At 32.0% G+C, this 15,773-nt stretch carries 11 protein-coding genes; 4 read left to right on the top strand and 7 right to left on the bottom strand.

The window, feature by feature from the left end:
- The first annotated feature begins 39 nt into the window (after nt 1–39).
- A complete protein-coding gene (locus tag ACSIGE_RS10160; protein WP_440879765.1) occupies nt 40–1,332 on the top strand; it encodes an aminopeptidase P N-terminal domain-containing protein in 1,293 nt (430 codons plus the stop codon).
- A 135-nt stretch (nt 1,333–1,467) separates the two neighbouring features.
- Complete coding sequence (locus ACSIGE_RS10155) at nt 1,468–2,838, top strand: alanine/glycine:cation symporter family protein (protein WP_440879764.1); 1,371 nt, start codon at nt 1,468–1,470, stop codon at nt 2,836–2,838.
- A gap of 14 nt (nt 2,839–2,852) precedes the next feature.
- On the opposite strand, the gene ACSIGE_RS10150 is transcribed toward ACSIGE_RS10155, so the two are convergent.
- Nucleotides 2,853–3,197, bottom strand: a complete 345-nt coding sequence (locus ACSIGE_RS10150; protein WP_440879763.1) for a HopJ type III effector protein — start codon at nt 3,195–3,197, stop codon at nt 2,853–2,855.
- A 145-nt stretch (nt 3,198–3,342) separates the two neighbouring features.
- Nucleotides 3,343–4,050 carry a M50 family metallopeptidase gene (locus tag ACSIGE_RS10145; RefSeq protein WP_440879762.1) on the bottom strand — a complete coding sequence of 236 codons (708 nt, stop codon included), beginning with the start codon at nt 4,048–4,050 and terminating at the stop codon, nt 3,343–3,345.
- A 163-nt stretch (nt 4,051–4,213) separates the two neighbouring features.
- Here ACSIGE_RS10145 and aspS point away from each other — a divergent pair, with 163 nt between their 5' ends.
- Nucleotides 4,214–5,968, top strand: coding sequence for an aspartate--tRNA ligase (gene aspS, locus ACSIGE_RS10140; RefSeq protein WP_440879761.1), 1,755 nt, complete (start codon nt 4,214–4,216; stop codon nt 5,966–5,968).
- Nucleotides 5,969–6,243: 275 nt separating this feature from the next.
- On the opposite strand, the gene ACSIGE_RS10135 is transcribed toward aspS, so the two are convergent.
- From ACSIGE_RS10135 to hflX, 4 genes are all read right to left on the bottom strand, one after another.
- Complete coding sequence (locus ACSIGE_RS10135) at nt 6,244–9,015, bottom strand: TonB-dependent receptor (RefSeq protein WP_440879760.1); 2,772 nt, start codon at nt 9,013–9,015, stop codon at nt 6,244–6,246.
- 35 nt (nt 9,016–9,050) lie between these two features.
- Nucleotides 9,051–9,839, bottom strand: a complete 789-nt coding sequence (locus ACSIGE_RS10130; protein WP_440879759.1) for an energy transducer TonB — start codon at nt 9,837–9,839, stop codon at nt 9,051–9,053.
- A gap of 530 nt (nt 9,840–10,369) precedes the next feature.
- Nucleotides 10,370–11,077 (bottom strand): energy transducer TonB, encoded by a 708-nt coding sequence (locus ACSIGE_RS10125; RefSeq protein WP_440879758.1) that lies wholly within the window; start codon nt 11,075–11,077, stop codon nt 10,370–10,372.
- A 346-nt stretch (nt 11,078–11,423) separates the two neighbouring features.
- Entirely contained in the window at nt 11,424–12,620 is a 1,197-nt protein-coding gene (hflX, locus tag ACSIGE_RS10120) for a GTPase HflX (protein ID WP_440882201.1), read from the bottom strand.
- A 287-nt stretch (nt 12,621–12,907) separates the two neighbouring features.
- Between hflX and ACSIGE_RS10115 the strand changes: the two genes are divergently transcribed.
- Nucleotides 12,908–13,876 (top strand): endonuclease/exonuclease/phosphatase family protein, encoded by a 969-nt coding sequence (locus ACSIGE_RS10115; protein ID WP_440879757.1) that lies wholly within the window; start codon nt 12,908–12,910, stop codon nt 13,874–13,876.
- A gap of 34 nt (nt 13,877–13,910) precedes the next feature.
- Here ACSIGE_RS10115 and glmS read toward each other — a convergent pair whose 3' ends face one another.
- Nucleotides 13,911–15,767 (bottom strand): glutamine--fructose-6-phosphate transaminase (isomerizing), encoded by a 1,857-nt coding sequence (glmS, locus tag ACSIGE_RS10110; protein WP_440879756.1) that lies wholly within the window; start codon nt 15,765–15,767, stop codon nt 13,911–13,913.
- Nucleotides 15,768–15,773: the final 6 nt, after the last annotated feature.

The raw sequence follows: 15,773 nt of genomic DNA, 5'->3' as shown, positions 1-15,773 counted from the left end.
TTTTGAAACGGGAAGTTTCTAAATATTAAAAACGTACGTATGAAATATCAACCTATTAATAGCAATCTTTTTAAAAGAAATCGCAAAAATTTCATGTCTCAAATGCAGGGTAATAGTTTAGCCGTATTTAATTCAAATGATATTTATCCTGTGAGTGCCGATAGTACATTGCCGTTTGAACAACACCGAGATATTTTTTATTTAAGCGGCGTAGATCAAGAAGAAAGTATCTTAGTTCTATTTCCGAGTTGTCCAAAACCACAGTATCAAGAAATTTTATTCTTAAAAGAAACGAATGCGCATATAGCCATATGGGAAGGCGAAAAATTAACAAAAGATAAAGCTTTTGAAGTAAGTGGAATTAAAACTGTTTTTTGGCTACAAGACATGGAAAAGGTAATGCGAGAACTAATGAGTTACGCTGATACTATTTATATAAACACAAATGAGCATTACAGAGCTGTTGTTGAAACCGAAACAAGAGAAGATCGATTTACTTCTTGGATTAGAAATAAATATCCAGCACATTCAATCGCTAAAAGTAATCCTATTTTACAGAGATTACGTTCCGTAAAAGATTCTATAGAAATTGATTTAATGCAAAAAGCCTGCGATATAACAGAGAAAGGATTTAGACGTATTTTAAATTTTGTAAAACCTGGAGTTTGGGAATATGAAATTGAAGCTGAATATATTCATGAGTTTGTAAAAAATCGCTCTAAAAAATTTGCATACACTCCAATTATAGCATCTGGTAACAATGCTAATGTTTTGCATTATATAGAAAATAATCAACAATGTAGTGAAGGAGAACTTATTTTAATGGATGTTGGTGCTGAATATGCAAATTATTCTGCTGATATGACAAGAACCATTCCTGTATCTGGTAAGTTCACAGATCGACAAAAAGCCGTTTATAATGCAGTTCATAGAGTAAAAAATGAAGCTACTAAAATGTTAGTTCCAGGAACCATCTGGGCAGATTACCATGTTGAAGTCGGTAAAATAATGACATCTGAATTATTAGGTTTAGGTCTTTTGAATAAAGAAGATGTTCAACATGAAAACCCTGAATGGCCTGCTTACAAAAAATACTTTATGCATGGTACCTCTCATCATATTGGTTTGGATACACACGATTACGGTTTACTTCATGAGCCAATGCAAGCTAATATGGTTTTTACAGTTGAGCCAGGTATTTATTTACCTGATGAGGGCTTTGGGATTCGACTGGAAGATGATGTTGTTATTAAAGAAAACGACACGCCGTTTAATCTAATGAGAAATATTCCTATCGAAGCTGAGGAAATCGAAGAGCTAATGAACTCGTAATAAAGAGTAAAATATTTTCAATAAAAAAAATGGATCATATGATCCATTTTTTTTGCTTTATGTAAGTAATATTTGAGCAAAATATGAAAGTCAGATTATTTATTATTCCGTAATTTGGCGAAAAATTAAAGCAGTATGTATTTATCTTTACAAAACATTGTATCTGAATTTTCCCAATGGGTATGGGGAATTCCGTTATTAATTTTGTTAATTGGAGGAGGGTTGTTTCTCTTTTTATATTCTGGGCTGGTTCCTTTCAGGTATATGAAGCATGCAGTCAATGTTTTAAGAGGTAAATACGATAAACATGATTCACCAGGAGATTTATCACATTATGAAGCTTTATCTTCTGCTATAGCAGCAACAGTAGGTATGGGGAATATTAGTGGCGTTGCTATTGCTATTGCTTCTGGAGGACCTGGAGCAATATTTTGGATGTGGGTGAGTGCTTTTGTCGGAATGGCAACTAAATTTTTCACTTGTAGTTTATCTGTAATGTATAGAGGAAAAGATGAAGATGGTAATGCTAAAGGAGGCCCCATGTATGTGATTACAGAGGGATTAGGTGAAAAATGGAAACCTTTAGCTGTATTTTTTGCCTTTGCAGGTTTATTCGGCACACTACCAGCGTTTCAAGCTAACCAATTAACGCAAACTTTAGTTGATGTTTTTCAAGTTAAAGCTACAAACATTGATACCGTAAAATTTTGTTTAGGTGTAAGTATTGCCTTAATTACAGGAATGGTAATTTTCGGAGGTATAAAAAGAATAGGAAAAGTAGCAGGTAAGTTAGTCCCTGCTATGGTAGTAGTTTATTTAATTACCGTACTCACCATTTTGATACTAAAAGTCGAAGAAATTCCTTCCATCTTTTCTCTCATTTTTACAGATGCATTCTCAGGAAAAGCTGTTGTAGGTGGTGCACTTGGTACCCTTATCATTACTGGTGTTAAAAGAGCTGCTTTTTCAAATGAAGCTGGTTTAGGAACAGCGCCTATGATGCACGGAACTGCAAAAACAGACGAGCCTATAAGGGAAGGATTAGTAGCAATGCTAGGGCCTGCTATTGACACACTTTTGGTCTGTACATTAACTGCTTTAGCTATTTTGGCTTCAGGGGTATGGCAAAACTTTAATGGCAATGGTATTTCGTTAACGCTTGTTGCCTTTGATAGCGTGTTACCATCTAATATAGGCAGCATCATTATCACAGTTTGTGTACTAATTTTTGCTTTCTCTACCTTGTTCACCTATTCATTCTATGGATATAGTTGCTTAAGCTATTTATTTGGTGTAAAAATCGGAAAGTACTATAACTACATCTACATAGTAACAATTATAGTAGCTTCAATTATAAAGTTAGACTTTGTTATAAACGTGATTGATAGTGCGTATGCATTAATGGCGATTCCTACGTTACTTTCAACGTTAATTCTAGCTCCCAAAGTAAAAAGAGCTGCTAAAGACTATTTTAATAGACTGAAAGAAGGAGCTTTTAATCATTAGCTACATAAAACTTTTTATTTTAATACAATAGCTTTATTCTCAAATAATAGTCCATCAAATCCATATTTAATAAAATTTCTAATATTTTGGTGATCTGTTCCCTGAGGATTTCCTAATACATCTTCGAAATAAAATGCTCCAAAACAAGCTAAAGTTTCTTCCTTAGTTAGCTCTTGATCTAAGGCAAAAGAAAAAACTTTGCAAGAGCCATTGTTTTCATTGGGCTTATTACTAATATCTCCATTCTTAAAAGCTGTTGGAGTAAAACTATAATGTGAATCTATTAATGCTATTGTATCTGAAAAATTAATCTGCTCCCTGCTATTAATCAATTTCGTTTTGAATTGTTCTAGTGTCATGATAATCATTTTTAAAAAACAAATTAACGTTGTATTGAGTGACAAAACCAATAATATTTAATTTTTAACAGACTGGCAATTCTCGTTGTATTTATGTGAAAAAGTATGTGTTTTTTTATAAAAGGCATAAACTTCAGCTCATCGATTATCCCTTTTTGTAATGAAAACTTAAAACAATAGCCTTCCAAACAACATACACGTTAAGCATTGTTATTAAAATTCCCCAAAACCAATAAGGGCCAAAAGTGTTTTGAGCAATAATTTCAGTATCAGAATAATTGATTTGACCAAACCTTTCAAATTGTTTTGTAAAAACATATCCTAATTCATAGTAACTACTTAATATCGCTTGCAAGCCCAAAAATAAAAGTGTTGATTTTTGAAAGCTCTTATTAGTAAACTTAAGAATTCCAGCAATTGCAATCGCAAAAACACTTAATAAAAAAACGCCCCAAAATGATCGAATCCATAAAAATAATGAAAGTACCATAAGAAAAAATAATACCCGTAATACATGAACTGCTGTTATATTATATTTTGAAACAACAATACATATGGTTCCGCCGATAGTAGTTCCTATTAAACCTCCAGCAGCTGTAATAGCTCTGGCCAAACGATATGGTAAATAAGAATTAGAAACATCAGTATAGGCAACACCGCCTCCATTTTTATAAATTTCTAAATACACAAATTTTCCCCCAAGTAATAAAGAAGCTATTCCATGTCCCATCTCATGAAACCATGTACCCAATAATCGAAATGGGTATTGTACAACATCAAAAAAGGGCAATTGAACAATTAAAAATATGAGAAAAGTAAGAAGAAATGGGACAAAGTGTTCTCTTTTATTCATATGATGAAAATTACATTTAGTTTTTACTAAAATAAAATTGTACTATTTATATCAGCTTTTATAAATATTATTAAAACAAACTATTATTTAAAAAACGAACTTAATGTAATTTTTTTGCATCCTGACATTTATAGTTAAATTTGCGAAGCTAAAAATTCAAAAAATGTACAGAACGCATAATTGTGGTGAGTTAAGAGCATCGCATGTTAATACCGAAGTTACCCTAGCAGGATGGGTTCAGAAGTCACGTGATAAAGGATTTATGATATGGGTAGATTTACGTGATCGTTACGGAATTACTCAATTAATTTTTGATGAAGAGCGTACTCCAAAAGAATTAATGGATCGTGCCAAAACACTAGGGCGAGAGTTCGTTATTCAGGTGAAAGGTTCTGTTATTGAAAGGGCTTCTAAAAATGAAAATATTCGTACTGGAAATATTGAAGTACTAGTTTCAGAATTAACTATTTTAAATGAAGCAAAACTTCCTCCATTTACTATTGAAGATGAAACTGACGGTGGAGAAGACTTGCGTATGAAGTATCGTTATTTAGATATTCGTCGTAATCCTGTAAAAGAAAGCTTAATTTTCCGTCATAAAGTATCAATGGAAGTCCGTAAGTATCTTTCAAATAAAGGGTTTATTGATGTAGAAACGCCGTACTTAATTAAGTCTACTCCAGAAGGAGCAAGAGACTTCTTAGTTCCTTCTCGTATGAATGCAGGGCAGTTTTATGCCTTACCACAGAGTCCACAAACCTTCAAACAACTTTTAATGGTCGGCGGTATGGATAAATATTTCCAGATCGTAAAGTGTTTTAGAGATGAAGATTTAAGAGCGGATCGACAACCAGAATTTACGCAAATAGATTGCGAGATGGCCTTCGTAGAGCAAGAAGATATTTTAGAAATTTTTGAAGGAATGACACGTCATCTATTAAAGGAAATTAATGGTGTTGAAGTAGCTAAGTTCCCAAGAATTACTTTTGATGAAGCAATGCAAAAATACGGAAATGACAAGCCAGATATTCGTTTTGGGATGGAGTTTGGTGAGTTAAATGAAGTAGCACAACATAAAGAGTTTAAAGTTTTTAATGATGCTGAATTGGTTGTGGGTATTGCTGTACCAGGAGGCGCGTCTTATACTCGTAAAGAAATTGATAAATTAATTGATTGGATAAAGCGTCCGCAAGTTGGTGCTTTAGGAATGGTATATGTGAAATGTAATGAAGATGGTAGTTATAAGTCATCTGTGGATAAGTTTTATGATCAAAACGATCTAAAAAAATGGGCTGAAGTAACAGGCGCAAAAGCTGGAGATTTAATTTGTGTGCTTTCTGGTAAAACCTCAAAAGTAAGAGCGCAATTAAGTGCTTTACGTATGGAAATTGCTGAGCGTTTAGGATTACGAAAAGCCAATGAGTTTGCTCCGTTATGGGTAATTGATTTCCCATTATTAGAGCTTGATGAAGAAACAGGTCACTATCACGCAATGCACCATCCATTTACCTCACCAAAGCCAGGGCAATTAGCATTATTAGATACCGACCCAGGAGCTGTAAAAGCAAATGCTTATGACTTAGTGTTGAATGGAAATGAAATTGGGGGTGGATCAATCAGAATTCACGATAAGGAAACGCAAGCAATAATGTTCAAACATTTAGGATTTACTTCAGAAGAAGCTAAAGCACAGTTTGGCTTTTTAATGGACGCATTTGAATACGGAGCTCCACCCCATGGAGGGTTAGCATTCGGCTTAGACCGTTTAGTAGCTATTTTGGGAGGACAGGAAACAATTAGAGACTTTATTGCTTTTCCAAAAAATAATTCAGGAAGAGATGTTATGATCGATGCTCCTGCTGCAACAGACAAAGAGCAATTAGAAGAACTGAATATAACTCTAGCGGTAAAAGAATAGATACCAAGTATTTTTTAATTATAAAAAAACCTCTAATAAATTAAAATTAATTTGCTAGAGGTTTTTTATTGTTTCTCTCTTTATCAAATATTAAAGAAAACAGAGCGGAAAAATTTAATTTAATGTTACGTTTTGCTTGCTTTTTAGTAAGGCTATTCTATTTTTTAACATCATAAACCAAAACTAAACACCGTATCACTTCTTTTTTACATTTAAAAACTTAAAAAGGCCGTAAAAATGTTTTTTACGGCCTTTTAAATATCTATTAATTTATCTTAATTATTGATAATCCAAGAGATATAATACTGTTGTCCTATTTGTCCCATCCCTGGAGCTACAAAATATTCTTTACCGAACAAATTGGTTCCTCCAATTTTTATTCTAGATTTAAACGAAGGAATACGGTAGTTCATTTGAGCATCAGCTACCCATCTAGCATTCACAACACCTCTTACAAATGGAGAGAGCCATGTGTAACGATCTTGCCATCTACCATTAATATTAAATCCGAAATTCTTAAATAATTTGTCATTCCCTACTTGAACTTTAAACGTATGTTTAGCAGTATTAAAATTAGGTGTAAATAAATTATAATCTTTATCATCAAGTGAATAGTCAATGAAATTATAATTAAGTCCTAAATCAAAATTCTTTAAAAATTTAGTGTGCATACCTATAGAAGCCCCATACGATGTTACTTGAGATTTACTGTTGGTAATGATATTAAAATCAGAAACATCCCCAAAGGAAAAAGCGTCCTCTGCTTCAGAATCAAGCTCACCATCACCAAGAACTTTTCCATACATAGGAACTGTAACAGCTTGATAAAATACAAAATCGTCATGTTTACTATAGAAACCATTGATATCTAAATCTAAATTTTTATTATTATTCAACCTAATTATACTTCTGTAACCTAACTCAAAAGACCTAACAGACTCTGGTTGAATTGATTTATATTCAGATTTTATCACTTTCTCTTTATATGGTCCAGAAGATTGGTCTTCATTTTCTTCGTAATAAAATCTTGTTAGTAATGCATTATTAATAACATCACTTCCTTTAATCCCATTTTCGTAAGTTACTCTATCTAAATTATCTTCAACAGTTCCAATAATATTAAGAGGAAAGCCATCCCTTCTTAAATATTGCTCCTGAATAGTTGGGTTTCGAAAACCAGTTTGATAAGAAGCTCTAAGGATATGGTCCTTATTTTCTCCTAAAGCATAGTTAACGGCAAATCTTGGCGAATAGTGCCCTGTAAAATTTTTAGACTTATCATAACGAACAGAACCTGTTAGCTTCAATCTTTCGTTAAATAACTTCTTTTGAATTTGCGAATAAAAACCATACTCTTCAACCCTAATAGGCTCCTCTTTGTCGTTAAAAATGGTTCCTCTTGAATTAGGAGAATATTTACGATAAGAACCTCCTATTTGAACATCTGCCCAATTATTTAATAAACTTTTAAAATTATAATTACCATCTGCATGAATATAAGAGCTTCTGTCATATATTGTACTTCCTCCTTCTGTAATTAAAGTATTGGTTATTTTATCTAGATTCTCGTTGAATAATGGTGTACCTGGTTTAAGACTAAAACCTTCAACATATGAATAAGCATCATTTACCCTACCCTCATGATTTACTTCAGGAGAATTAAAATATCCATATAAGAAGTCATATTTATAACTATTACCAGATGAATTAGCAGACCTAGCAATTTTTAACAAATTTCCTGTTCGCTCTAAATCGTAAGTTTTCCCAGCATCATTTTCAGTAAAGTATCCGCGTAAAAAGAAATTATTCCCTTTGAACTCTAATTTATGCTGGCCCAGGTAATAACCTCGTTGTGCTAATCTGCTATTTCCTTGTATCATGTTATCTCCTATTGCTAGTCTTGATGTTAACTCAACTTCTAGAGATTCATCTTTAAAGGGTCTAAAATATAAAGATCCTGAAAATTTTAAATTGTGTGTTTTAAAATCGTCTATTAAATCGCTTTCAAGGTAGCCCTTACGTCTTAGAAGTCGGTTCAAAAGGAAAGTTCGATCTTCATTAGGAAAGAAATCAGTTTCAACGATTTGTGAATATAATTCATCCCCATATACGTTTACTCCATCATAACTAACACCAGAAGGTTCAGGCGCTATTTCCTGTGTATCAATCAATCGGTTACGGGTATCATTTGCATGCCACTCTTCCGCTTCAAAATAAGAAAAATTTACTTTTGCCGCAAAAGCATCGCTAAATTTATAAGCCATTCTTGTAGAAACATCATAATAAGGGTTGGTTCCTGCTGCTAACTGATGGGTAACTCCCGTTTTAAAAGAAGTACTAATTCCTGTATAATCAAATGGACTTTTAGTATTCATCAATAAAATACCATTATATGCGTTCGCTCCATAAAGAGCTGAAGAAGCCCCAGGTAAAACCTCTACACTCAAAATATCAAGTTCTGAAACCCCAGAAAGGTTTCCTGGACTATAGTTTAATGCAGGAGCAGCAGTATCAATTCCATCGACTAATTGAACAAAACGAGAATTAGCAAAATCAGCAAAACCACGTGTGTTTACAGTTTTAAAACCATAACTACTTTCTCGCACATCAATACCTTTTAAATTAGCAAGACCATCGTAAAATGAATTGGCTGAATTTCGTTTAATTTCACTTAAACCTAAGCGTTCTACCGTTACTGGTGATTCTATAATACGTTCAGGGACTCTTGAAGCAGAAATAATTACTTGATCTAGTAGCAAGTTTTCTTTAAGAATTACATTAATTTCCTGATCAAGCGAAGTTATTTCAATTTCTTCAGTTTTATAACCAAATGCAGTTACCGTAATGGATGTTGGCAGTTTTCCTTCAAGGATTAAAGAAAACTCTCCAGATGTATTAGAAATTTCATAATTTTTACCTTGAGATATTTTAGCACTATAAAAAGGTTCTAAATACTCATCATAAACAGTTCCACTTATTTTTACTTGTGCATAGGAGGTGATCGCTAGCAAAGTAAAAACAATTAGCGTTAATTGTTTTTTTACCATTTTTTTGGGGTTTTAAAATGTATTGATTGATTGATTTATTCTTCTAAAGAGAAGTTAATGGGAAAACCATATTTAACAGACACCGATTTTCCATTTTTTCTGGCAGGCGCAAAACGGGGAAGTTTTGTAACAACTCTCTTAGCTTCTTCATTAAGAAGGTCACCTCCTTTTGGACCTAATGTTTTAATATTTTTTACGTATCCGTTTTTATCAATAACAAAACGAACCCAAACTTCTCCTTCCACCTGATTTCGAACAGCCTCACTAGGATAGCGGAAGTACTTTTGAATATGTTTTATCATTTCTGTATTAAAACAATCTAACTTTTCTTTGTTTCTGATTTTTTCACAAGCTTTAAATGAAGGCAGTTCACCAACAGTACTAAAACGTTCTGCTTTTTTAACCTCTTCACGAGATAACCTTTCTGTTAAAGATTCTAGGTTTCCTTTGATAGATTCCGATTTTGACTCGCTTGAACTTGTTAGAGAAGATTTGTTATTCTCACTAGACGATGTTGAAATTTTGCTATTCTCTATGCCAGAACTTGTGCTTAACTTGGTTACTCCAGCAGTATTAATACTACCGATACCTGAAGATTTTTTCTTTTTTTTGATCTCTCTTTTTTTAAGAAAACGCTTGCTAGCTGAAACTTTCACCATAATTTGACGAGATCTTTTATTTTTCGAATTCTTAGAAGGTTTTATAGAACACTTTGTAATACTGTTTAAATCAGCAATATCTTCATCTGGTGTTTCACATACTTCCTGAGCGGATGTTATAAATGACAGCATAAAAAATGCCATCAAAACAATTATTCTTTTCATAATTTAGGGGTTAAGAAGAATTATTATTTTACTGTATTATATTCGGCTAGTATTTTCTCTCTGGGGGCAAAATTAGCAAAAAAATACCAATAAACGTCAATGTTTACTCTTTTCTTAAAACCAGATCTTTTCCTTAAGTAATTTTACTTTAATTATTTAGTTCCAAAACTCATAGTTAACAGTCAAAGCCCATATAAACACTGGGAATATAAAACTTTTAAACAAGGTGTTTTATTTTACAAAAGAACACTTCTTTTTTTTGTAAAAAACACAAACAAAAAATTTATATGGAATTAAACGCTGTTTTTTATGGAAACTATTCTAAAATTAATCTCCTAGTTACGCTTTTTTACATAGTTTTTGAAAAGTAATGGCTTGAAAATATACTTTTTCGTTTAACAAAAATTATTTTATGATCATTAAACACTATTTTATGTAAAAGAGGACTACTAAATAAATCAAGAATACAAATTTCAAGAATGAAAAATTCTTGAAACTAAACATAAATGATTTACTATAATTTTATATAATTAATCTAAATTAAAACTAATTGGAAATGTATATCTCACACTTACTTCTTGATTATTTTGTTTTCCAGGTATGAAAGAAGGTAAAATTGAAATTACTCGTATAGCCTCTTTTGTTAACATTTCGCTACTTTCATCACCACCCGTAGCAAGTATATTCTTAACTTCTCCAGAATGCGTTATAATAAAGCTTACCCAAACATCACCTTGAATGTTGTTTTTTAATGCTTTTTCTGGATAGCTTATGTTATTTACAAGATGCTTTTCCATTTCGTGATTAAAACAATCATAAGGATCGAGAGACTCATCTGAGCAATCTCTAAATTGGGGTATGAATTCAACCTCATTAAAACAAACCTGTTCTTTAACAAGTTTTTCTTCGATAACGGTATTTACAGCTATGATATTTTCTTTTATATGATCTAATTGAAGGTGTTTAACACTGTCATTTATCTTTTTTCTATTACTAGCAGTGTTTTTTTGATCATTTTTTATTTCAATAGACCTTCTTTTTTGTCGACTTCTTGAAGACACTACCTTAACTTTTGATTTTTCCTTGTCGGTAGAAGATAAATTTCCATTTACCGAACACTTAGTGATGCTAGATATATCGTTAGCATCTTGCACAACATTTTTACTTTCACATACTTCTTGAGAAAGTAAAGATTGAGCCACTAGGGAAACTAGAAAAAATAGAATTAGCTTTTTCATGATGTTTTTTATTGTTTTTAACCTATAACACAAACATTATACAATAACAAAAGCCTTAGAAATATTAGGTTCAAAGCTGACTGAAATTATTTAATGTAGATTATTGATTTTTAATTAAACATCATTTTATCTATTGATAAATCAATTAGTTCTCTGCGAAAATAAACGCTCGTATAACTATTTTTTGATATAAAAGTCCATATTCTCATTCTTAGGGGGATTAAAGCATTAATAATTAGTAACTTATGTTTTATATGTAATTTCACTAAAAATAAGAAAAAAAAAATAAATAGGCAATATAAACGAGGTTTGTTTTAAGTAAACAAAATATTATCAATATGTTAACTTATTCAAAATATAGGAAATCATTGTATGGAAATCTTTGAATATGTAGCTCTCTGACACTTGCATATACCTTTTCACGAAACTCATCTAAATTACTTTTTTCTATGGCGGAGATAAAAATACTTTTTTTACCAATATCACTAATCCATGTTTTTCTCCAGTCATCCAAAGAATAATACTCTTTTGTTTTTTCAGTAACTAAATCATCCTCTTCTATAATTTTTGTAGTATAGGCATCAATTTTATTGAAAATCATTATTGTAGGTTTATCGACACTATTTATTTCTCCTAAAATATTATTGACTGACGCAATATGATCTTCAAAATTTGGATGTGATATATCTACAACATGTAGAAGTAAATCAGCCTCTCTAACCTCATCTAGTGTAGACTTAAACGATTCTACTAATTGAGTAGGTAGCTTTCGAATAAAACCAACTGTATCGGTCATTAGAAAAGGAATATTCTTAATGACTACTTTTCTTACTGTTGTATCAAGAGTAGCAAATAACTTATTTTCAGCAAAAACATCACTCTTACTAACAACATTCATAAGTGTTGATTTACCAACATTTGTATAGCCCACTAGCGCAACACGTATCAATTTACCACGATTTTTTCGCTGTACAGACATTTGCCTATCAATACTTTGCAGTTTTTTCTTCAATAAACTAATTTTATCTCGAATTATCCGTCGGTCAGTCTCTATTTCTGTTTCACCTGGTCCACGCATACCAATTCCACCTTTTTGCTTATCTAAGTGGGTCCACATTTTTGTTAAACGTGGCAATAAATACTGATATTGAGCAAGCTCTACTTGTGCCTTAGCAGAACTGGTTTGTGCACGATTGGCAAAAATATCAAGTATCAAATTAGTTCTATCTAAAACCTTACAATTTAAAATACGTTCAATATTTCTAAGTTGTGCAGGTGAAAGCTCGTCGTCAAAAATCGCTGTACCAATATCATTATTATCAATATATGTCTTAACATCATCTAATTTTCCTGATCCTAAAAAAGTTTTTGGATTTGGTTTATCAAGCTTCTGCACAAAACGCTTTAACGTTTTTCCTCCTGCTGTTAACGTAAGAAATTCTAATTCATCAAGGTATTCCTCCGATTGTTTATCATCTTGGTGCTGAGTAATAATGCCTATTAACACTACATACTCTGATATGGATTCTCTTGTTTCTATCATAAGGATGTAAAAATACAAATAAAAAGCGGTTAAGTGAACTATTGTATTTTATACTAATGCACTTGGCTTATAAACTATTTATACTTTCTAAATTAAATAAATACAATTAACCAGATTTAAGTAAAACAAGCTCATCAAATAGATTACTGCTGCAGTGTCGAGGTGGTTTATTAATTATAATAGCTTAATCTAAAGTAATTAGATAATTATTTACGTAAGATAAATGAATAATTATCTTTGATTTTTATTATTAATAAATGATTTGAGAACCGAATAAAAACGCACAAATGATAAAAGATAAACTAAAAAACACCTTAACTGTTGCTTTCTATAATGTTGAGAATTTATTTGATACACTAAAAGACCCCCTAAAAAATGATAAAGATTTTACTCCTAAAGGAAAGTTCAAATGGAATAAAAGTAAGTACTATCATAAAATAAAAAAAATCTCATCTGTATTAGCTAAAATTGGGGAACATGAATCTTATTACGCACCTGCTATAATTGGTTTGGTCGAAATCGAAAATCCCAAAGTATTAGATGATCTTATCACTCATAAGAATTTAATCAATCATAATTATAGGTTTATTCATTATGATTCACCTGATAAAAGAGGGATAGATGTTGCTTTGCTTTATAGACCTGATGTATTCAAAATTATTTCGTCAGAAACAGTTTATATTCCCCCCCTCGACGAGGGTAGTATTCTAGACCATACAAGAGATGTTTTAGTGGTAAAAGGAGTTCTCAATGGTGACCTTGTTTATATATTAGTTAATCATTGGCCTTCAAGAGCCAAAGGAAAGCTTGAAACAAAGCCTAAAAGAATAAATGCTGCAAGAATAGTATCAGAAACTATACATAAAATTATAGCTGAAGAGCGTCATGAACCTAAATTTATTGTGATGGGTGACTTTAATGACGACCCATCTTCTCAAAGCTTAAACGAGATATTAGTTGATAATACATTTTACAATCCAATGTTTTCACTACACGAAAAAGGTTTGGGCACCCTAAAATATAATGGAGATTGGCATTTATTTGATCAAATCATTTTATCTAAGAATTTTTTTAAAGAAAGTAGTAGCTTAGAATTTATTGAAGCTAAAATATATAGCAAGCCATGGATGAAAGTTGCTAAAGGCAAGCTAAAAGGGAGCCCTCTAAGAACATTTATAGGCCCCTGGTATCAAGGAGGCTTTTCCGACCACTTCCCTGTTTATATAAAATTAAAAAAGAAAAAAGCCAATTATTGATAATTGGCTTTTTTTGAAATATTTTATAAGTATATTATTCTACAGTAACAGACTTCGCTAAATTTCTTGGTTGATCTACATTTTTACCCAACATAACCGCAATATGGTACGATAACAACTGTAGTGGAATGGTTGTAAGTAAAGGAGTAAATGCATCTTCTGTTTCAGGTATTTCAATAACATGATCGGCTATTTCTTTAACAGTTACATCACCTTCAGTAACGATCGCTATAATTTTTCCACTTCTAGATTTTATTTCTTGAATATTACTAACAACTTTCTCATAATGCCCTTTATTTGTAGCTATTACAAACACCGGCATGTTTTCATCAATAAGTGCTATTGGACCATGTTTCATTTCAGCTGCGGGATATCCTTCTGCATGAATATATGATATCTCTTTTAACTTTAATGCGCCTTCAAGAGCTACTGGAAAGTTAAAGCCCCTGCCTAAATATAAACAATTACCTGCATTCATGTATACTTCGGCAATATGTTGAACTAAAGGATCTATTTTCAGCAATTTCTCAATTTGTTGTGGTATGTACTGAAGCGTCTGTAAGTAATTGTTTACTGTTGTCTTGGATAATGTTCCTTTTTCTTTAGCAAGTTTCAATGCTATTAAGGAAAGAACAGTTATTTGCGTTGTAAATGCCTTTGTTGATGCTACACCGATTTCAGGACCTGCATGTGTGTAAGCACCTGCATCGGTTTCCCTGGCAATTGAAGAACCGACAACATTACATACACCAAAAACAAAAGCTCCTTTTGATTTAGCTAATTTAATCGCCGCAAGAGTATCCGCAGTCTCTCCTGATTGAGAAATTGCTATAACAATATCTTTAGAAGTAATAATTGGATTTCTATACCTAAATTCAGATGCATATTCTACTTCTACAGGAATTCTTGCCATGTCTTCAAATAGATATTCCCCTACAAGACCTGCATGCCACGAAGTGCCACATGCTACTATAATTATTCTGTCAGCATTTAAAAACTTAGATAAATTATCATCAATTCCGGCCATCTTAATGATTCCTTCATTAGGCAGCATTCTTCCTCGATAAGTATCCAAAATTGCTTTAGGTTGCTCGTGAATCTCTTTAATCATAAAATGATCAAAACCGCCCTTTTCAATCTGGTCAAGATTCAATTGTAGTTTTTGAATATTCGCATCAATTTTCTCATCAGTTTCAATTTTACGGACAGCTATGTCTTTTTCTTTTTTAATAATAGCTAATTCACCGTCATCTAAGTAAATAGCATCTTTAGTGTACTCAATAAAAGGAGAAGCATCAGAAGCTATAAAAAACTCTTCGTTTTCTTTTCCAACACCAATAGCTATCGGACTTCCTAATTTTGCTACTACCAACTCATCTGGTTTACTTTTATCAAAAACAGCAATAGCATAAGCACCTATTACGCTGTTTAATGCCAGCTGAACCGCTTTACCTAATTTACATCCTTCACTATTTTTAACCTCTTCAATAAGATTGATTAAAACTTCTGTGTCTGTATCACTTTTAAATGTGTAACCTCTCGAAATAAGTTCTTTTTTAATGGTGTCATAATTTTCTATAATTCCGTTATGAACAATAACTAAATCTCCTGATTCAGAAAAATGAGGATGTGAATTTATATCGTTTGGAACACCATGAGTTGCCCATCTTGTATGACCAATTCCTATATTTCCTTTCCTACTCTTATGATCAACCTCAATAATCCCCTCTAGATCAGCCACCTTTCCTTTTGTTTTTGATAGATGAATTTTTTCACCATCATAAATCATTATACCAGCACTATCATACCCTCTATACTCGAGTCTTTTTAATCCATTAATAACTATTGGGTAGGCCTCCCTATTCCCAATATATCCTGTAATACCACACATATTAAA

It is taken from the genome of Tenacibaculum profundi (genome assembly GCF_052050075.1).
Lineage (GTDB): Bacteria > Bacteroidota > Bacteroidia > Flavobacteriales > Flavobacteriaceae > Polaribacter.
The sequence above is the reverse complement of the archived record's forward strand: the minus strand, read 5'-3'. Positions and strand labels throughout refer to the sequence as shown.